Genomic DNA, 18,432 nt, shown 5'->3' on the forward strand with positions numbered 1-18,432 from the left:
ATGATCATGAATGACCTCGCCGCACCAGGGTTGATCCTGGACAGCGGGTTGCAGGCGCTACTGGACACTGTCGCGCAGGACCCGAGCGGCCCACTCGCCGTCGGCATCGCCGGCCCGGCCGGTCACGGGAAGACCGCCTTCCTCACCGAACTGGAGCGGGTTCACCAGCGCGCCGGGATCGCCGTCCGCACGGCCGCCCCGGAGCCAGACGAGCCGGTCGACCCCGACACTGTGATGCTGGTCGACGACGCGCACCTGCTCGACGACGCACGGACCGAAGCGCTGCTGCGTCTGGTCGCGGGCCGGCGACACCGGCTGGTGGTCGCCCACCGCCCGTGGCCCCGTTCGGCGGCGTTCAGTGAGCTGGTCGACGCTCTGCGACGCGACGGGCAGGCCGTGCTGCTCACACCGTTCACCCGGGAGCAGACCGCCGCCCATCTCGCCACCACGCCGGAGCTGGGCCGCCCGGCCGACCTGGTCGACTTCGTCCACACGCAGACTGCCGGCGTACCCCGGGACGTGGCACGGCTGGCCCGCGGCCTGGCCGGCGCGGAGACCCGGACCGGCATGGTGGACCCACCCCGCTCCGTCATCCTCGAATTCGGGCCGGACCTGGACGTCCAGCCCGCCGGGGTACGGCGACTGCTGCTCGCTGTCGCGGCCGGCGGGGCGCTGCCGGTGAGCATGCTCGGCGCGCTGCTGGGCCGGGACCCGGCCGGAGTGGACGAACTGATCGCCACGACCAGGGCGGCCGGGCTGCTGGGCGCGGACGGCCGGCTCGCACCGATCGTCCGGCGGGCCGTCGCGACACTCAGCCCCACCACCGAGCGGACAGCGGTCTGGCGAGGGCTCACCGAGTTGCAACTCGCCCGGGGCGGCGCGGTGCTGCCGCTGGTCCGTTCCCTGCTCGCGCTCGGCGCGCTCGGCGACTGCCCGGCCGCGACCCTGGCCGCCGCGGCGGACGAGGCGCTGGCCGACGAGCCGGCGTTCGCCGCCGAGCTGTTCGCGGCGGCCACGGCGGCCGGCCGGCCGCCCAACGCACGGCAGGCGCTCGCCGCCGCGCTCGCCGGTGACCTCGACGACGCGCTTCGGCTGGCGGACCGACTCCTGGCCACGGCCGCTCCCCCGGATCGCTCCGAGGCGGCCGTGGTCGCCGCCACCGCCCTTGCCCACCGTGGTCACATCGGTCGCAGCGTCGAGCTGTTCCGGTGGTCGGGCACCGCCTCGGCGGCGGCGTTCGCCATCGTCGGCGGGTTGGCCATCGGTGACCCCGCCGCCAGCACCGAGTCACCGGCGGGCGACCCGGCGGGCGAACCCCCGACCCTGCACGCCAGCGCCGCCCGACTGATGGCCAACGGTGTACGGGAGAGCGTGACCGGCCCGCCGACCGCCGCGCTCTCCGCGCTCGTGCAGGCCGCCGCGCTGCTGGAGCCGGACGGCCGGGCAGCGCTGCTGCCGGACAGCCCGGCGGCACTCGCCGCGTTGACGGCGGTGCACTGCGGTGAGCTGGAAATCGCCGAGCGGGTGCTGCACCGCGCCCTGGGCGCCGGTGTCGGCGGCCCGCTGATGGCCCGCCGCCACCGGCTGTTGCAGGCCTGGATCCTGATGGTCCGTGGCGAGATCCACGCCGCCGGCGAGCGGCTCGCCACTGTGACGCTCGACGGGCGGCCACTGGAGTCCCGCGACCAGCTCTTCGCCGCCGCGATCCGGATGGGCATCGGCCGGCGCAACAGTGACCTCGGGGCGCTCAAGCGTGGTTGGGAGCAGGCGCAGGAGGCCGTGGTGCGGCATCCCGTCGACCTGTTCACCCTGCTGCCGTTGGGTGAGCTGGCCATCGCGGGCGCACGACTGGGTGACCTGGCCCGGCTGGAGCCGTACCTGCACCAGGGGCGTGAGCTCCTCGACCGCCTCGACAACCCACCATTGTGGAGTCTTCCGCTGCACTGGAGCGGGCTGCACGCCGCCATCCTGACCGGCGAGCCGACGATCGCCGACGGACACGTCACGGCGTTGCTGGCCGCCGCTGGCCACAGCCGGTACGCGGCAGTGGTCGCCGCCGCCGCGGAGAGCTGGGTGGAGGTGCTCCGGGGTGTCGTCGACCCGATCCGGGTGGAGGCCGCCGCCCGGGGGCTGCACGACACCGGGTTGTGCTGGGACGGCGCCCGCCTCGCCGGGCAGGCCGCCATCCGCACCGCGGACCGACGGGCGATGACCACCCTGCTGGAATGCGCCCGCGCGTTGCAGGGGCGGCCCTCCAGCGGGCAGAGCGGGCAGACACCGACGACAGGTGCGAGCACGGCGCGGGTCGCCGGCCCCACCCAACACGGCCTGAGCGACCGCGAGTACGAGGTCGCCGAGCTGGTGCTCGCCGGATTGACCTACCGGGAGATCGGCGATCGGCTCTTCATCTCCGCCAAGACCGTCGAACACCACGTGGCACGGATGCGTAACCGGCTCAACTGCGCCAACCGCACCGAACTGCTGGCGCTGCTGCGCACCCTCGTCGCCGACCGGGCCAGCGACACGGCCGGGCAACCATGGCCGCAGCGGGCGACCCGATGACCCGTGACGACGTCCGGCTGATCCGGACCAGGCTGGCCGTGCTGGCCGCCGTGCTGGTCACGCTCTGGTCGTACGCGGCCTACGTGTCCAGCCAGGACGCCGTCGACCTGCTGCGCGTCCGGACGCTGGCGGACACGCTGGGCCAGCCCATCGACCGCCTGATCCTGAGCCTCCAGACGGAACGCCGGATCACCGCCGAGACGATCGCCGGGGCGGGGCAGCCGACGCCCGCGCTGGTCGGGGCCCGCGAAGGCACCGACCGGGCCGCCGCCGAGATCCGCGAGTTCACCAGGGGCCGCGACCTTCGGCTGCTCAGCGCCGGCACCGTCCGCGACCGGGCCGGCGAGCTGGTCCGCCGGCTCGACGGCCTGGGCACGACCCGGTCCCGGATCGACACCGGGCGGCTCGACCAGGGCGCGGCAGTCGACGGGTACGACGAGGTCATCGACATCGCCTTCGGTGTGTACGGCCCGGAGTGGGGCGCGTACGAGAGCGGGTTGGCCGCCGACACCCGCGCGGTGATCGCGCTGGCCCGCGCCCGGGAGTTGCTCGCCCGGGAGGACACAGCGGTCAGCGCGGGTCTGGCCGCCGCACGGCTCAGCGCCGACGAGCAGCGCCGGCTGACCGCGCTGGTCAGCATCCAGCGGTACGCGCACACCGCGGCCGTGGCCGGGCTCCCGCCCGACGGCCGGGCCGAGCATCAGCGCCTCGCGGCCGGTCCCGAGTTCGCGGCGCTGCTCGCCCTGGAGGACCGGCTGCTGCTCCGGGGCGGCGCCGCCAACGCCCTGGCCGGTCTCACCGTCCAGGAGTGGCGGGCCGCGACGGACGCCGCCCTCGGTGCGCTGCAGACAGTGGTGACGAACACCGCCCGCGGCAGCGTCGAGCGGGCCACCCCCGGTGCGGCCATGCTCATCGCGCGTACCGGGGCCGTCGTGGGGCTCGGCCTCATCGTCGTGCTCGTGCTCCTGCTGAGCTGGGCGGGCACCGTCCGACGCCTGACCGACGAACTGGCCAGGAGCGGCACCGACCTTCCGACTCCGTTGCCGGGCACGCCGGCCCCACTCCCGGCCCCGCCGACGCCGGAGGTTGACACCGAGCGGGGGCTGTTCCTGGGGCTGACCCGACGCAACCAGGTCCTGCTGCGCGACCAGCTCAGCCTGCTGGACGGGATGCAACGTCGGGAACGGTCCACCGAGGAGACCGGCGAGCTGTTCCAACTCGACCACCTCACCACCCGGGTCCGCCGCAACGTGGAGAAGCTGATCACCCTGGCCGGCGCGACACCCGCCCGCCGCTGGCGACGCCCGGTGCCACTGCTCGACGTGGCGCGCGGCGCGGTCGCCGAGGTGCCGGACTACCACCGGGTCCTGATCGCGCCGCACTGGCCATGGTCGCTCGCGGGCCCGGCCGTCACGGACGTCATCCACCTACTGGCGGAGCTGATCGAGAACGCGCTGGCCTTCTCCGGGGCGGAGACCACCGTGCGGGTAAGCGGCGAACAGCGACCGCAGGGATGTGCCGTGATCGTCGTCGACGACGGGCCGGGCCTTGACGCCGCCGCGCTGGCCGAGGCGAACCACCTGCTCGGCAGTCCGCCGCCGGACGGCCCGCCCGCGGGCCGCGCCGGCTGGTACGCGGCCGCCGTACTGGCCGACCGATGCGGTGCCCACGTCTCGCTGCGCCCCAGCCGGCGCGGCGGGACGGCCGCTGTCGTGCTCCTACCCTCCCGGCTGATCACGGTCACCGGCACCGGCGGTATCCCGGCCAACGCACCACCCGACAGCCCGTACCCACCGGCCCACACCGGCGCCGACCTGACCGACCCCGTCGGCAACGGCGCGCTGCCGACGCGGGTCCGCCACTCCGGGCCGAACGGCCCGGAACACGTCCGGACCAGCCTCGACACGGTTGAGTTGCCGGTCGCCAGAACAGCGAGGAGACAACAATGACGTCTGCAGTGGTCACCGAGGGCGGCCTGACCGACGCCCTGAACGACCTGGTCGACCGGGTGCACGGTGCGGAGTTCGCAGTGGTGCTCTCACCGGACGGGCTGCCGCTCGGTGGCTCGCGGCGGGTGGGGGCGAAGCTGGCCGAGCAGATCTCCGGCGTGGTCGCCGGACTGATCGCGTTGGGACTGGCCGCCACCCGGACCTGTGAGGCGGGTGAGCTGCGTCAGGTCGTGGTGCAGATGTCGCGAGCGTTCCTGTTCATCGCCACCATCCCGAACGGGACCATCCTCACCGTGCGGATCGCCGGTGACGACGTCGAGGTCGGTGACATGGCGTACGAGGTGGCGCTCTTCGTGGGGCAGGCCGAGCAGCACCTGCCGATCACGCTGGGCCCGGCCTCCTCGGTGACGATCGGGGACACAGGTGCACTCCAGCGGCGCCACTGACGAGGCGTGGTACGACGACGACGCGGGCCCGGTCGCCCGGCCCTACACGATGACCGGGGGGCGTACCGCGCCCGCACGCGGCCAGTTCGACCTGATCTCGCTGGTCGTCGCCCGGCGGGGGGTCGCCCCTCCCACGCCGCTCTTCCCCGAACAGGCGCGGATCGTCGAGCTGTGTCACCATCCAGTGTCGGTGGCCGAGGTGGGTGCCGAGTTGGATCTTCCGCTGGGGACGGTCCGGGTGCTGCTCGGTGACCTGCTCGCGGCCGGGCTGATCGAGACGCACGAACCGCCGATGCTGTCGGAGCTGCCGACCGAGGACCTGCTCGAGGCGATACTCGTCGGGCTTCGCGGGTTGTGACCGGGCAGCCGCCACCCGCGACCCGGACGGATCGTGGGCACGCACCCGGCGACGAACTGAAAGAGAGACTGGCAGTGCCGGCAACACCACCCCAACCACGCCGTACCGTGGCGATCATCCTGCTGGATCGGGTCGTGGCCCTCGTCACGGCCGCACGGCGGGTGCTCACCGGTCGGGAGGACGTCTCGCGGGCCACCTGGGTGGCTCTCGTCGCGGCGCTCGGGGTGCTGATCGCGACGGCCGTGTCCGTCGTCGGGATGCTGCGTACGCCGGAGAAGCTGACGCCGGTGACCCTCGACCCGCCGCCGTCGAACGAGCAGGTGGGCGCGTCGCCGTCCGCCACCCCCCGCGCGCAGGCGCGACCGGCGCTCACCAGCCCGGCGGTGGCCGCGCCCCCGTCCGCCTCGGCCTCGTCGGTCCCACCGGCAGTCACGTCGTCGACCCGGCCCACGCCGACCGGCGCCACCGCCGAACCCACCCCGGCGGCCCTGGGCGCGGACTTCGCCATCACTGACAACGCCCTGCTCAGCTACGGCGCGACAGTGACGATCAGCAATCCGGGCCCGGTCCCGGCACCGGGGTGGACGCTGGTCGTCACCCTGCCCCGGGAGTCGCTGGGGGTCAGCGGGGTCGAGGGGGCACAGGCCAGCCGGGACGGTGCGGTGTGGACGTTCGTGCCGGACCCGAACACCGGTCAGGTGCCCGGCAGCGCCTCGGTCCGGGTGACGTTCCGGGTCAATGGATCGTTGACCGGTGCCGCCCCGAAGGCGTGCACCATCGACGGGGCCGCCTGCTCGGGCCTGCCGAGCTGATCTTTGTTCTTCCCCGCGCTCCCACGGTAGGGGTTTCCCCACCCTCCAGATCATGGGTCGCCGTGTGGTCCGGGAACGTCGCCTCGACCAGGCTTTCCCCATGCGAAACAGCGATGGGACCCCCGCTCGCGGGCTGGTCGTCGAAGTGCTCGACGTGACGAAGGCATATGCCGGCGGGGGCGGTGTCCGGGCGTTGGACGGGGTGTCGGTCGGGTTCGAGGCCGGTTCGTTCTCCGCGGTGATGGGTCCGTCGGGCTCGGGCAAGTCAACGCTCCTGCATTGCGCGGCGGGCCTGGATCGGCCGGACAGCGGCCGGGTGCTCCTCGTCGGACAGGACATCGGCGGGCTGCGTGAGCCCCGACTCACCGAGGCCCGGCGACAGCGGGTCGGATTCGTCTTCCAGTCGTACAACCTGATGGACTCGCTGTCGGTCTGGCACAACATCCTGCTCCCACAACGGCTGGCCGGGGTGCGCGCGGACCAGGGTTGGGCGCGGGAGGTGATCCGGCGCGTCGGGCTCACCGGGCGGGAAGACGACCGACCCGGCCGGCTGTCCGGCGGTCAGCGACAGCGGGTCGCACTCGCCCGTGCGCTCGCCGGCCGGCCGGAGGTCATCTTCGCCGACGAGCCGACCGGCGCGCTGGATCTGTCGACCGGCCGTGAGGTGCTCGGGTTGCTGCGTGAGGCCGTGGACCAGACGGGCACGACTGTCGTCATGGTGACGCACGATCCGGCCGCCGCGGCGTGGGCGGACCGCGCGGTGTTCCTGGCCGATGGACGAATCGTCGCGGAACTCGCCGACCCGACGGCCGAGAAGGTCGCTGCGCAGATGATGGCGGTGACCGTCCGATGATCCGGCTCGCTCTCGGCAGCCTGCGCCAGCACCGCGGCGCCTACGCCGGCACGTTCTTCGCCGCGCTGCTGGCCGTGGCCCTGTTCGTCGGCGGTGGCCTGCTGCTCGCCTCCGTGCTCACGGCGAAGCCGCCGGCCAACCGGTTCGCGGCAGCGCCGATCGTCGTCTCGGGCGACCGCGGCGTCACCCTCGAGAAGGTCACCACCACGCAGAAGAAGGACAAGTCCAAGGTCAAGCGCAAGGTCAAGTCCGAGCGACTGACCGGGGCCGGCTCGCTGCCGGTCGACCTCGCCGGCCGACTCGGCGACCTTCCGGGTGTCGCGGCGGCGGTCGCGGACGTCGCCTTTCCGGTCCAGGCGAGCACGCCGGACGGACGGCCGCTGCGCGGGGCCGACGGGGCCCTGGTGATCGGCCACGGGTGGGCCTCCGCGGCACTGACGCCGTACCTGTTGCGCAGCGGTGCGGCACCCGGTCGGGGTGAGGTGGTCATCGACGCCGACCTGGCCAGACGGTCGGGCACCTCGGTGGGCGGGCATCTCATGGTCACCACCAAGACGGGCGTGCGCACGATGGCCGTGTCCGGTGTCGCGGCGCCGTCCGGTCGGGACGGGCTGCCTGCCCAGGGCGCGCTGTTCGTCGCCGACGGCGAGGTGGCGATGGTTTCCGGGCTGCCCGGTCCGACCGCGGTGGCCGTTCTCGCCGGACCGGGCACCGACCCGGTCGCGCTCCGCGACGCCGTCGGGCAGGTGGCGGGCGACCACGAGGTGCTCACCGGTGCCGACCGCGTCCGGGCCGACCTGCCCGGCGCGCTGCCGGACTACATCGGCCCGATCTCGATCTTCGGTTTCGTCATCGGCATCACGGCGTTCGCGGCCGTCTTCGTCCTCACCGGCACGGTGACGCTCGGCGTCCGCCAACGGCTGCGCGAGCTGGCTCTGCTGCGCACCGCTGGCGCGACCCCCGGTCAGCTGCGCCGCCTCCTGGGCGTGGAGAGTCTCCTGCTCGCCGGGGCCGCCGCGTTGCCCGGCGCGCCGCTGGGTGTGGTCTTCGCCCACGTGGTGGCCGCCCGATTCCGGGAGCTGGGCGCGGTGCCGGCCCAGTTCGTCGTACGGACCAACGTGATCGTGCTCGTCGCGGCCGTGGCGGCCGGGATGGTGGTGACCTTCGTCGGTGCCCGGGTCGCCGGCCGCCGCGCGGTGCGGATCGCCCCGACGCAGGCACTCGCCGAGACCGCCAACGCACCCACCGGTGGGCTGGTCGCCCGGATCGCCGTCGCGGTGGTGACCACCGCCGGGGCGATCGCCCTGCTCGTCTTCGTGCCGCTCGACGGGCCCCTCGGCATGGGCATGAGCTTCGTGTCGTCCGCCCTGCTGCTGTGCACGGTCGCGGCCCTCGGCCCGTCGCTGGTCCGGGCGCTGACGACACCGGTGTCCCGCGTCGTCGGCGTCGGCGGCCCGACCGGCTGGCTGGCCGGTCTGGTCACCAGGGCCGAGCGGCGAAGGGTCGCGGCGGTCGCCGTCCCGCTCGTGCTCATGTTCGCGCTCAACGCCACCATGCTGCTCAACAGTGCCCTTCTGGGTCAGCTGGCCGGGCAGGAGCAGGAGGACCGGACGGCGGCCGCGACGGCACAGGTGACGGCACCCGGTGGCCTTCCGCTCGACACCGTCGAACGGCTCGTCGCACTGGACGGGGTGACCGGTGCGGCGGCGACGCTGCCGACCCGAGCGATCGTGGAGCAGGGTGGCAAGCCCGAGGACTTCGCCAGCCAGGGTCTGCTGACCGCCGGCACCGAGTCGGCGCTCGACCTCGATCTGCGTGCCGGGACGCTACCGGGCACGGGCGCGTTCGCCGCCAGTGCGTACGTGACCGACCAGTACGGCTGGCGGGTGGGCGACGACGTGCGGGTCTGGCTTGCCGACGGCCACCAGGTCGACCTCCGCCTGGCCGGGGTGTACGCCCGGGCCCGTGGCTTCGGCGACCTGGTTCTGCCGGCGGAGCTGGTGGCGGCACACGACCCGCGCGGGCTGGTCAACACGGTTGGACTGCGCTACTCCGGCGACGTGCCGGACCGGATCGCCGCGTCGTGGCCCGGACTGCGGCTGACTCCCGCGCTCGGTGCGGCGCCAGCCGGTGACTCGCAGAACCAGCAGGGCGCCTGGGAACTCATGGTGGTCATCTCCCTCGGCTTCACGGCGGTCGCCGTCGTCAACACCTTCGCCATCGCCACCGCGGCGCGCCGCCGCGAGTTCGCCGATCTGCGGCTGGCCGGTGCGACGACAGGGCAGCTGCACCGGCTCGTCGACCGCGAGGCGATGATCACGGTTGCTGTCGGGCTGGTGCTGGGCGCACTGGTCACCGCGATCGTGGTCGGCGCGTTCAGCTCGGCGCAGGACGGCACCTTGCGGGTTGTCGTCGACGCCGGCACGTACGTGGGGATGCTCGGCGGTGTGGCGGCGCTCGGGCTGGTCGCGGGCGTCGTACCGGCCCGGGCTCTGTTGCGCCGACGCGGCCTGCCGGCGCTGAGCGACGGGCGCTGACGGTGGTGCCGGCCGGAACGCCACTCGGGCTCGTCCTCGGGATCATCCGGGGCCGGGTCCGGCCGGCGGTCCGGGACGGTGCCGCCGGTAGGATCGCCGCGATGATCCGTACCACGGCTTCGGCGCTGGCATACCTGCTCAGCAGCCTCGTCGCGGGCGTCGTAGGTCTCGGCTGGAGCCTGGCGTCCACCATCGGGGTCGGCCTGCTGGCGATCACGCAGCTCGGCGGCCCGGCCTTCCTCGGCGCGACCTGGGTGACCCGACGCCTTGCGGACCTGGAGCGCCGCCGGGCGGGTTGGGTGCTCGGCGGCGCCATCGCGGCACCGTACCTGCCAATCGAGGGTGCCACCGTCCGGCAGCGGGTCCGTGCGGTCGCCGTGCAGCCCGCCACCTGGCGCGACCTGGCCTGGCTGATCACGGTCTTCCCGCTGGGCCTGGCGGGCGGGATCGCCGCCATCGTGGTCACCGTCGTCGATCTCGCCGCCGTCGTGGCGCCGCTGTGGGCGTGGGCGGTGCCGAACCCGCACGCGCCGTTCCCGATGCGTCCGCTCATGACGACGGTGCCGGGTCGGTTCGGCCTGACCGTGCTCGGCGTGCTGTTGTTACCGGTGACCGCGTGGTTGCTGCGGACCGCCGGGCGGGCCCAGGCCCGCGCCGCCCGCGGCTTGCTGGCGCCCGGCGCACACGGGCAGTTGGTCGAGGAGGCCGCGCGCCTCGCGCAGAGCCGCCGTCGGGTCGTCGACGCCCAGGCCGCGGAGCTGCGTCGGATCGAGCGGGATCTGCACGACGGTGCCCAGGCCCGGATCGTGGCCGCCGGCATGACGCTGGCGTTGGCCTCCCGCAAGCTGCCGAGCGGCGCGACCGCCGCGTCCGATGTGGATCTTGCCCGCCGGCAACTCGATGACGCCCTCACCGAGCTACGCCGACTGGTGCGTGGCATCCACCCGCCGATCCTCACCGATCGGGGGCTGCACGCCGCTGTCGCCGCCCTGGCCGGCGACAGTCCTCTCGCCGTCGAGGTCCGGGGCGACCCGGAGGAGCGGTACCCACCAGCGGTCGAGTCGGCGGCCTACTTCGTCATCGCGGAGGGTCTCGCCAACGCGGGCAAGCACGCCGAGGCCCGGACCTGCGTCGTCACCCTCGTCCGAGGCGCCGGTACGGTCACCGTCACGCTCACCGACGACGGCCAGGGCGGCGCCGACCCGGCCGGGTCCGGGCTCGACGGCCTGCGCCGCCGTGTCGAGGCACTAGACGGCCGGCTCACCATCACCAGTCCACTCGGCGGTCCCACCGTCCTGTCCGCGAGGCTGCCCTACTGATGCGCATCGTGATCGCAGAGGACCTGCTACTGCTTCGAGACGGCCTGGTGCGGCTGCTGACCGACACCGGCCACACCGTCGTAGCCGCCGTCGACACCGCGCCCGCCCTGCTGGCGGCCGTCACCGAGCACCGGCCCGACCTGTCCATCGTCGACGTACGGCTGCCACCCGGGTTCCGGGACGAAGGGCTCCAGGCCGCCCTGACGCTGCGCGGCACGGACCCGGACACGAAGGTGCTCATCGTCTCCCAGTACGTCGAACGGGCCTACGCCGTGGAACTGCTCGCCGACGGCCGGGGCGGTGTCGGTTACCTCCTCAAGGACCGGGTCACCGCACTCGACGACTTCCTCGACGCGGTGACGCGAGTAGCCAACGGGGGCACCGCCCTCGACCCCGAGGTGGTGCGCCAGCTGTTCACCCGCAACAGCCGTAACCACGGCATCGACGGGCTCACCGCACGGGAACGGGAGGTACTCGGCCTCATGGCTCAGGGCCTGTCCAACGCGGCCATCTGCGCGGCGCTCGTCCTGGCGCCGGTGTCGGTGGAGAAGCACATCACCAACATCTTCGCCAAGCTCGACCTGCCGCCTGCCGAGGACGCCAACCGACGTGTCCGCGCGGTGCTCGCCTACCTCAATCACTAGCGTGCCGGGACGCGTAGATCGAGCGCGTACACCCGGCGTTCCGGCGGCAGCCATGCTTGATTGATCATCAGTTCGGGCGTGCTTCGTAGCGTTCCGACCATGACTGTCCTCGCCGCATCACCGTCGCTTCGTCGCGCCGGGTCGCGCCTCGGCGCCCTGCGTAACCGGGCCGCTGCCTCCATCTCCGTCCTCGCCGTCACCGGCGCCGCCGTCGCGGTCGCGGTTGCGACCTCGTCGCCCGCCACCGCCGAGCCGGGCAACGTCGTCGTCTCGGAGAACTTCTCGGCCGGGTCGCTGCCCGCCGGTTGGCACGCGGTCGACGGCACCTGGAAGGTCGAGAACGGCCGACTGTACGGAACCTCCGCCAGCTCCAGCGAGAACAACAAGATCACCTTCGGTCGGCACCTGAACGACTTCCGCCTCGAGGCGACCATGCGCTTCGAGTCGGTCTCGGCCGCCACCCGCTGGGCCTCGCTCGGCATCGACGTCCCCGCCAGCGGCGCGACCCCCTGGTGGATCGCCACCATGCGCAGCGGCACCACCGCCGCCAACGGGCTCGAATTCGCCCAGCGGACCGCTGCCAACGCCTGGGTCGTGACGAACACCGCCTCCGCCCCGTCCGCCGCCGGCACCGGCCGGGACGTGCGCGTCGCCGTCGAGGTGCACGGCAACCAGGCCCGTTGGATCTTCGACGGGCGGGAGGCGATGCGGACCAGCAGCCTCCAGCGTTCCGCCGACGGCGTCCAAGGGCTCTTCGTCAACGGCGCGACCGTGTCGTACGACGACGTCACCGTCACCGAGCTGGCGCCGAACGGCTACCTCCGCCCCGAGGGCAGCCCGCTCACCGTGATCGCCCACCGGGGCGCGTCCGCCGCCGCACCGGAGAACACCCTCGTCGCCCAGGAGATCGCCCGCAGGGGCGGCGCCGACTGGATCGAGAACGACGTCCAGCCGAGCAGGGACGGCGTCCCGTTCATCCTGCACGACGGCACCGTCGACCGGACCACCGACGGCACCGGCAACATCCGGGACCTGACCGCCGCGCAGATCAAGGCGCTCGACGCCGGCTCCTGGTTCGGCCCGCAGTACGTCGGCGAGCGGGTGCCCACCCTCGCGGAGCAGCTCGCCGACCTGCGGATGCGGGGTGGAAACCTGCTCGTGGAGATCAAGGGCAAGCACACCCGCGACGAGGTCGCCACGATCATCCAGGTGATCCGGGACGAGCAGATGTTGGGCCGGGTCTTCATCCAGAGCTTCGAGGTCGACGCTCTGAAGTACACCTACGAGATCGCCCCCGAGCTGCCGCTCGGCCTGCTCCGCAGCACCCTGGACGCCGACCCGGTGGCGATCGCGAAGGAGCTGCACCTGACCGCGTACAACCCGGACGGCAACGTGCTGTTGGCCAAGCCCGAGGTCGTCGCCCCGCTGCACGCAGCCGGTGTCGCCGTGATGGCGTGGACGATGGACTCCGCCGGCCTGTGGCAGCGGCTGGAGCGGATCGGCACCGACGCGATCATCACCAACCGGGCGGCGGAGCTGGTCGGTTGGAACTCGGCGTTCGTCCAGCGGGCCCCCGCCGACCCGACCGTGCAGATCACCTCGCCGACCGACGGGGCTCGGCTGGACCGGGCGCAGTCACCGGTGATCGCGGTCGCCGCGACCAACGCCGACACCGTCACCGTGACGCTGGACGGTAAGAAGTCGGCCGCCGGGCGCAAGCTCGACCTGGCCAAGCTGACCGCCGGCCGGCACACCATCACCACCGAGGCGACCGGGCCCGAGGGCACCGCCACGGCGACCAGCACCTTCACCGTGACGGTTAGCCAGTCTGGCCTCGGCTACCTGATCCTCACCTCAGGCGCGGACCCGGCCGCCGTCACTGCGATGACCATCAGGCTGGCCCACGCCCAGTACGCCGAGCTGGCCACCTACGCCGACCGGCAGGCCGGCAAGCTGGTGCCGGCGGAGGTCGCCAGCGTCATCGCCGCCGACGCCCGCACCCTCGCCCTGAAGTAACGACCCGATGGGTGGCGCTGGTCCGATGGGGCCAGCGCCACCCCGGTCCTCAGTGGATGCCGACCGGTGACCCGGCACGTTCGCCCCGCTGTCGTACCAGTGGCAGCGCCGGGGCCAACGCCAGCGCCATGCACAGGCCGCCGATGGGAAGCAGGTCGAGGGTGACCGCCGGCAGGACGATGCCGACGAGGAGCAGCGGCACGCTCCACCACGGCAGCCGCCGTCGGGCGGCGAGCATGCCCGTGAGCACGAGCAGGCCGAGGAAGAAGAACTGGGGTACGACGCTGTAGAAGGCCACCTCCACGCCGGGGATGTCCTTGAATTCCGCGCCGAGCCTCGACATCTCCGCCCGGTCCTCGGCCAGCAGACCTTCGACGATGTCCGCGCCGAACTGCACCATCGTCGCGGCGAGGCCGACGAACGTGCCAGCCACCACCCCGGTGCGCCACGGACTGCGGGGCAGCAGGCCGGACAGCGCGAGCACACCCGGGACGAAGCAGACCATGCCGGCGAGGGCGGCCAGGTGGGCGGCCTGCCAGTCGAGCCCGGGGCCGTACACCCCGTCTGACTTTCCCCACAGCCGGACCAGGCCGTAGGCCACGATGCCGACCGGGCCGCCGATCACGTAGAGCGCAGCGCGTTTCATGCCAGTCAGCATGTGTCCGCCGGCGACTGCCGACCTCCGGGAGCTTCCCTCGCCTCGCCCTGGCTTTCGTCTCAGGTCTTCCACCGAGCAACCCCGAGACCTCGCGTTCAGCGTTCGCTGATGAGGGGGGCGTAGTCGCCGCGGGTGAGCGGCACACTCGACAGGGAGCCGTCGGCCCGGGGCACGCCCAGAGCCCTGCCGTCGCGCAGAAAGGCCACTGTGGAGACGTCCTCGCGGCTGGTGAGAGTGCAGACGATCTGCCCGAAGGCGAGGACCTCGTCGCTGCGACCCCCCACCTCGGCGGGTTCGTCCACAGCGACGACGGCCTGCGTCCCGGTAACTGTCGCGAGAGCGGCGTTGACCGCCCCCGGCAGCGCGCTGGTCAGATCGCTGTCCCGTTCGGCCCCGCTGGGCCCGGCGAGCAGGTGCCGCAACTGGTCCGCGATGCTGGGTGCCCTGTCGACGCGCCGGACCACGGGGACGATGCGGTTGTTCCGGACCAGGCAGAGCGTCTCGGCGGCGCTGCCGGCCGGTGCGGTGGTGTCGGCGGGAGCGGCGCTGTTCAGCGGCCCTCGCGGGGCCGGCACCGCGCGTGGGGTGTCGTCGGTGGGGATGCCACATCCGGTCAACAGCACAACGAGGGCCAACGGGACGAGACGGCGGGGCATCACGACAGGCTCCCCGGCAGGGTGACCCGGAAACAGGCGCCCCCGCCCGGACGGTCGGCGACCGTCACCTGCCCCGCGTGCGCGGCGGCGTGCTGCGCGACCAGCGCCAGCCCCAGGCCGGTGCCGTCGCCGGCGCCACGGGTGTGGGCGGCTCGCCCCCGGACGAACCGGTCGAAGATCGCCTCGCGGTCCTCGACGGGAACGCCCGGACCGTCGTCGTCGACCTCGATGACGCCGCTGTCCCCGTCCCGGTCCAGGCGAACAGCCACCGGGCCACCGCCGTAGGTGACGGCATTGTCGAGCAGGTTCGCCAGGATCTGGGCGACCCGCCGCCGCTCGACCTGCCACGTCGTGGGCACGTCCGGTGCCAGGCTGACGAGGGTGCCCGGCAGGTCGTACGCGTCGCAGGTCTCCCGGGCCAGCTCCACCACGTCCACCGGGGCACGGTGGGCCGGCTGGTCGCTGCGGGCCAGGTCGATCAGGTCGTTGACGAGCCGTTGGAAACGATCGATCTCGTCGGCGACGAGCCCGGCGGCGGTGGCGGTCCGTTGGTCCTGGTGCTCCCGACGGCGGGCCAGGACGCTGGCCGCCGCGGCGAGGGTCTGCAACGGGGACCGCAGTTCGTGGCTGACGTCGGCGGCGAACCGGCGGTCCCGTTCGATGCGGAGGGCGAGGCGGTCGACCATCTGGTTGAACGACGAGGAGAGGCGGGTGAGGTCAGGGTCGGTGGCCGGGTCGAGCCGGGCGGTGAAGTCACCGGCAGCGATCTTCTCGGCCGCGTCGGCGACCGCTGTCAGCGGCCGCAGCCCGTGTCGGGTGGCGTACCAGGCGAGGGCTGCGCCGGATCCGGCGACCAGCACCGCGACGCTGGTCAGCGCGAGGGCCAGCACCCGGAAGGTCTGCTCCAGCTCGCGCAGAGAGTTGACCTCGAAGTACGTCGCGGACGCGGACAACGGCACACCGACCACCAGGGCCGGTTGCCCGTCGACGCGGACACGCTGCACGGCCGGCTCCCCGGCGGAGACGACCCGGAGCAGCTCGTCGGGGATGGCGGCCGTGGTGCCGGGATCGGCGGCCCTCGCGTACCACTCGCCGTTGAGGTGCAGCACCGGTCGACGGCTTCCGCCGGTGTCCAACGACCGGAGCACCTCCACCACGTCCGGGGTGTCGGTATCGAGGCCGGCATGCACCACGGCGGCGTCGAAGTAGGCCGCCCGCAGGGCGATGCGTTCGCGGTCGTCGAGCAGGGACCGGCGGGTCAACTCGTAGGAGATCAGGGCCATCGACGCCGAGAGCAGGAGCGCGCCGACGGCGAACGCGGCGGTCACCCGGGTACGCAGTCCGAGGCGTCTCATCGTTGCAACTTGTAGCCAAGGCCCCGCAGGGTGACCAGGTGCCGGGGGTTCGCCGGGTCCAGCTCGATCTTCTGCCGCAGCCGACCGACGTGCACGTCGACGAGCCGTTCGTCGCCGCTGTCGTACCCCCAGACCCGTTGCAGCAACTGCTGACGCGACAGCACCCGACCAGCGTGCTCGGCCAGCTCACAGAGCAGCCGGAACTCGGTGCGGGTGACAGTGACCTGCTGGCCGGCGCGGCGCACCTCACCCGCCTCCGGACTGATCTCCAACTCGCCGAAGGCGACCGCCGGCACGGGCTCCGGCGTCGTGACCACCGGCCGGGCACGGCGGCGCAGAGCCCGCAGGCGGGCGGTCAGCTCCCGGATGGCCACGGGTTTGACCACGTAGTCGTCGGCGCCGGCTTCGAGGGCGGCCACGATGTCGTCGGTGCCGTCACGGGCGCTGACCACCACGATCGGCACGTCGTCGTCTCGGCGCAACTGTCGGATGCACTCGAAGCCGTCGAGGCCGGGCAGCATCAGGTCGACGAGCACGTAGTCGGCCGGGTGGTGGCGTTGGGCGCGCAGGCCCTCCTCGGCCGTGGCCGCGCCGAGGGCGTCGTAGCCCTCGTCCTCAAGTGCCAGCAGCAGCGCGAGCCGGATGCGGTCGTCGTCCTCGATCACCAGTACGGCCGTCATCCCGGAATCATCCTCGGCCGACCGCCGGGCGGCCAACCGTGCCCGCCGGCCGGCGGTTTTGTCACACAACTGTCACAGAGCCTTGCAGTGACCGCCAACCCCGCGCAGCACGGTGGGGAGGAGGCAAGGTCGACGGAGAGGGGTACGGCAATGGCGACGCCGGTGCTGCCCGCGAGGTACACGCTGCCGCTGGTCGAGGTTCGCGTCACCGAACTCGATCTGGCCTGTCTGCCGGAGGTCGGCGCAGTGTTCGACCGACTGCTGGCGCTGCGCCCCGCGCAGGTCGTGCTCGACCTGTCCGACTGCCAACACCTCGACGCCGCCGCCATCGGCCTGCTGCTCGACGTGCACCGGCGGCTGACTCGCGCCGACGCGGCCCTCACCGTCCGCGATCCGAACCCCCGGGTCCGGCGCATCCTGCAGATCACCCGCCTGGATCAGGTGCTCCCGATCGTCAACTAGGAAGGACCAGCAGCATGACCGTCGTCCCGGACGAGTATCTGATGACCCTGATCTGCGACACCTGCGGCGAGACCATCCGCGGCACCGCGTGCGTGCTCCCCGACGCCGAGGTCGTCTGGACCCTGGTGGCCGAACACGGCTGGAGCGGCTCCCCCTTCGCCACCGGGCCGCACCGCTGCCCGCACTGCAGCCTCCTGCCCGCCTCGACCGGTGGCCAGGCGTCGTGCGACGAGCATGGCCCCGGTGGCATCCTCGGCATCGACCACCTCGACGGCACGACAGTCATCGCCGCCACTGGTGACATCGACCTCGACACCGGCGACAACCTGCGCACGGCGCTGCGGCACGTGGCCGAGGTGGGCGGGCATGTCGTGGTCGACCTGAGCCGGGTGCACATCATCGACTCGACCGGCCTCGGTCTGCTCGTGCGCGCCCACCGTGACGCCCGGGAACGGGGTGTCACGCTCTGCCTCGCCGCGCCGTCGCGATTCATCCGCACCGTGCTGCACACCATGCGTCTGGACGGGGCCTTCCCGATCTTCGACAGCCGCGACCACGCCCTCGCCGAGCTCTCCGAAGGTGGCGGGAGGCCCCTCCCCGAGGGCCACGCGGTGGCCGTTTCCCGTTGAGGGAACGGGGGCGAGGCGACCAGGTGGCGAGCATGTTTCATGCTGGAGTAATGATTCGTTTCGTACTGAATGTGCTGTGGCTCGTCTTCGGCGGTGGCCTCGTGCTGGCGGTCGGCTACGGCATCGCCGCGCTGATCTGCTTCGTCCTGGTCGTCACCATCCCGTTCGGCGTCGCCTCGCTGCGCCTCGCGGTCTACTCGCTGTGGCCCTTCGGCCGCACCCTGGTGCCCAAGCCGGGCGTGGGCGTCGGCTCCGGCCTGGCGAACATCCTCTGGGTGGTGCTGGCCGGCTGGTGGCTAGCGCTCTCGCACATCCTCGCGGGCATCGCCCTCTGCGTGACGATCATCGGGATCCCGTTCGGCATCGCCAACTTCAAGCTCGTACCGGCGGCGTTCTGGCCGCTCGGCCGTGAGGTCGTCGACGCGCCCTGAACAGGGAAAACGGGAGACCTCTGGTCTCCCGCCACTTCTAATTTATAGCGCACTGGGGGGCTTGC

At 72.9% G+C, this 18,432-nt stretch carries 17 protein-coding genes; 13 read left to right on the forward strand and 4 right to left on the reverse strand.

All coding sequences use genetic code 11. The features are described 5' to 3' along the window. From ACFYPG_RS03600 to ACFYPG_RS03645, 10 genes are all read left to right on the forward strand, one after another. The gene (locus ACFYPG_RS03600) at window positions 1-2,562 is read left to right on the forward strand and encodes a LuxR C-terminal-related transcriptional regulator (RefSeq protein WP_387350045.1); all 2,562 of its coding nucleotides are present in this window, start codon (window positions 1-3) and stop codon (window positions 2,560-2,562) included. Continuing rightward, on the forward strand, window positions 2,559-4,511 hold the full coding sequence (locus ACFYPG_RS03605; protein WP_387350047.1) for a nitrate- and nitrite sensing domain-containing protein: 1,953 nt from the start codon (window positions 2,559-2,561) through the stop codon (window positions 4,509-4,511). The genes ACFYPG_RS03600 and ACFYPG_RS03605 overlap by 4 nt, the downstream gene beginning before the upstream one ends. Continuing rightward, on the forward strand, window positions 4,508-4,957 hold the full coding sequence (locus ACFYPG_RS03610; protein WP_355006158.1) for a roadblock/LC7 domain-containing protein: 450 nt from the start codon (window positions 4,508-4,510) through the stop codon (window positions 4,955-4,957). The genes ACFYPG_RS03605 and ACFYPG_RS03610 overlap by 4 nt, the downstream gene beginning before the upstream one ends. Next, entirely contained in the window at window positions 4,935-5,315 is a 381-nt protein-coding gene (locus ACFYPG_RS03615) for a DUF742 domain-containing protein (protein ID WP_387350049.1), read from the forward strand. The genes ACFYPG_RS03610 and ACFYPG_RS03615 overlap by 23 nt, the downstream gene beginning before the upstream one ends. A gap of 107 nt (window positions 5,316-5,422) precedes the next feature. Continuing rightward, window positions 5,423-6,127, forward strand: a complete 705-nt coding sequence (locus tag ACFYPG_RS03620; protein ID WP_387350051.1) for a cellulose binding domain-containing protein — start codon at window positions 5,423-5,425, stop codon at window positions 6,125-6,127. 100 nt (window positions 6,128-6,227) lie between these two features. Continuing rightward, window positions 6,228-6,980 carry an ABC transporter ATP-binding protein gene (locus ACFYPG_RS03625; protein ID WP_387350053.1) on the forward strand — a complete coding sequence of 251 codons (753 nt, stop codon included), beginning with the start codon at window positions 6,228-6,230 and terminating at the stop codon, window positions 6,978-6,980. Beyond that, entirely contained in the window at window positions 6,977-9,517 is a 2,541-nt protein-coding gene (locus tag ACFYPG_RS03630) for an FtsX-like permease family protein (protein WP_387350054.1), read from the forward strand. Before ACFYPG_RS03625 ends, ACFYPG_RS03630 begins: the two co-directional genes overlap by 4 nt. Window positions 9,518-9,618: 101 nt before the next feature. Beyond that, entirely contained in the window at window positions 9,619-10,836 is a 1,218-nt protein-coding gene (locus ACFYPG_RS03635) for a sensor histidine kinase (RefSeq protein ID WP_387350056.1), read from the forward strand. Then, on the forward strand, window positions 10,836-11,480 hold the full coding sequence (locus tag ACFYPG_RS03640; RefSeq protein ID WP_387350057.1) for a response regulator: 645 nt from the start codon (window positions 10,836-10,838) through the stop codon (window positions 11,478-11,480). Before ACFYPG_RS03635 ends, ACFYPG_RS03640 begins: the two co-directional genes overlap by 1 nt. A gap of 99 nt (window positions 11,481-11,579) precedes the next feature. Beyond that, complete coding sequence (locus ACFYPG_RS03645; protein WP_387350058.1) at window positions 11,580-13,496, forward strand: glycerophosphodiester phosphodiesterase family protein; 1,917 nt, start codon at window positions 11,580-11,582, stop codon at window positions 13,494-13,496. Between the two features lie 49 nt (window positions 13,497-13,545). Here ACFYPG_RS03645 and ACFYPG_RS03650 read toward each other — a convergent pair whose 3' ends face one another. The 4 genes from ACFYPG_RS03650 to ACFYPG_RS03665 all read right to left on the reverse strand — a co-directional run bounded on the left by ACFYPG_RS03650 (window position 13,546) and on the right by ACFYPG_RS03665 (window position 16,845). Beyond that, entirely contained in the window at window positions 13,546-14,142 is a 597-nt protein-coding gene (locus ACFYPG_RS03650; RefSeq protein WP_355006165.1) for a hypothetical protein, read from the reverse strand. A gap of 107 nt (window positions 14,143-14,249) precedes the next feature. Then, complete coding sequence (locus ACFYPG_RS03655; RefSeq protein ID WP_387350060.1) at window positions 14,250-14,810, reverse strand: GerMN domain-containing protein; 561 nt, start codon at window positions 14,808-14,810, stop codon at window positions 14,250-14,252. Next, window positions 14,810-16,165: a sensor histidine kinase gene (locus ACFYPG_RS03660; protein WP_387350061.1), complete on the reverse strand. Its 1,356-nt coding sequence runs from the start codon at window positions 16,163-16,165 to the stop codon at window positions 14,810-14,812. Before ACFYPG_RS03660 ends, ACFYPG_RS03655 begins: the two co-directional genes overlap by 1 nt. Beyond that, window positions 16,162-16,845: a response regulator transcription factor gene (locus tag ACFYPG_RS03665; RefSeq protein WP_387350063.1), complete on the reverse strand. Its 684-nt coding sequence runs from the start codon at window positions 16,843-16,845 to the stop codon at window positions 16,162-16,164. Before ACFYPG_RS03665 ends, ACFYPG_RS03660 begins: the two co-directional genes overlap by 4 nt. A gap of 150 nt (window positions 16,846-16,995) precedes the next feature. Between ACFYPG_RS03665 and ACFYPG_RS03670 the strand changes: the two genes are divergently transcribed. Genes ACFYPG_RS03670 through ACFYPG_RS03680 form a run of 3 tightly spaced genes read left to right on the forward strand, consistent with a single transcriptional unit; the run spans window position 16,996 to window position 18,367 of the window. Further along, entirely contained in the window at window positions 16,996-17,307 is a 312-nt protein-coding gene (locus ACFYPG_RS03670; protein ID WP_355006169.1) for an STAS domain-containing protein, read from the forward strand. 14 nt (window positions 17,308-17,321) lie between these two features. After that, entirely contained in the window at window positions 17,322-17,936 is a 615-nt protein-coding gene (locus tag ACFYPG_RS03675) for an STAS domain-containing protein (protein WP_355006170.1), read from the forward strand. Between the two features lie 50 nt (window positions 17,937-17,986). Continuing rightward, window positions 17,987-18,367, forward strand: a complete 381-nt coding sequence (locus ACFYPG_RS03680) for a YccF domain-containing protein (protein ID WP_355006171.1) — start codon at window positions 17,987-17,989, stop codon at window positions 18,365-18,367. Window positions 18,368-18,432: the final 65 nt, after the last annotated feature.

The organism is Micromonospora sp. NPDC005553, assembly GCF_042871765.1.
Classification (GTDB): domain Bacteria; phylum Actinomycetota; class Actinomycetes; order Mycobacteriales; family Micromonosporaceae; genus Micromonospora.

Excerpts from the sequence above, each read along its gene's own strand:
- ACFYPG_RS03600 (WP_387350045.1), top strand. The coding sequence starts at position 1 with ATGATCATGAATGACCTCGCCGCACCAGGGTTGATCCTGGACAGCGGG.
- ACFYPG_RS03605 (WP_387350047.1), top strand. The coding sequence starts at position 2,559 with ATGACCCGTGACGACGTCCGGCTGATCCGGACCAGGCTGGCCGTGCTG.
- ACFYPG_RS03610 (WP_355006158.1), top strand. The coding sequence starts at position 4,508 with ATGACGTCTGCAGTGGTCACCGAGGGCGGCCTGACCGACGCCCTGAAC.
- ACFYPG_RS03625 (WP_387350053.1), top strand. The coding sequence starts at position 6,228 with ATGCGAAACAGCGATGGGACCCCCGCTCGCGGGCTGGTCGTCGAAGTG.
- ACFYPG_RS03630 (WP_387350054.1), top strand. The coding sequence starts at position 6,977 with ATGATCCGGCTCGCTCTCGGCAGCCTGCGCCAGCACCGCGGCGCCTAC.
- ACFYPG_RS03635 (WP_387350056.1), top strand. The coding sequence starts at position 9,619 with ATGATCCGTACCACGGCTTCGGCGCTGGCATACCTGCTCAGCAGCCTC.
- ACFYPG_RS03640 (WP_387350057.1), top strand. The coding sequence starts at position 10,836 with ATGCGCATCGTGATCGCAGAGGACCTGCTACTGCTTCGAGACGGCCTG.
- ACFYPG_RS03645 (WP_387350058.1), top strand. The coding sequence starts at position 11,580 with ATGACTGTCCTCGCCGCATCACCGTCGCTTCGTCGCGCCGGGTCGCGC.
- ACFYPG_RS03650 (WP_355006165.1), bottom strand. The coding sequence starts at position 14,142 with ATGAAACGCGCTGCGCTCTACGTGATCGGCGGCCCGGTCGGCATCGTG.
- ACFYPG_RS03655 (WP_387350060.1), bottom strand. The coding sequence starts at position 14,810 with ATGCCCCGCCGTCTCGTCCCGTTGGCCCTCGTTGTGCTGTTGACCGGA.
- ACFYPG_RS03660 (WP_387350061.1), bottom strand. The coding sequence starts at position 16,165 with ATGAGACGCCTCGGACTGCGTACCCGGGTGACCGCCGCGTTCGCCGTC.
- ACFYPG_RS03665 (WP_387350063.1), bottom strand. The coding sequence starts at position 16,845 with ATGACGGCCGTACTGGTGATCGAGGACGACGACCGCATCCGGCTCGCG.
- ACFYPG_RS03670 (WP_355006169.1), top strand. The coding sequence starts at position 16,996 with ATGGCGACGCCGGTGCTGCCCGCGAGGTACACGCTGCCGCTGGTCGAG.
- ACFYPG_RS03675 (WP_355006170.1), top strand. The coding sequence starts at position 17,322 with ATGACCGTCGTCCCGGACGAGTATCTGATGACCCTGATCTGCGACACC.
- ACFYPG_RS03680 (WP_355006171.1), top strand. The coding sequence starts at position 17,987 with ATGATTCGTTTCGTACTGAATGTGCTGTGGCTCGTCTTCGGCGGTGGC.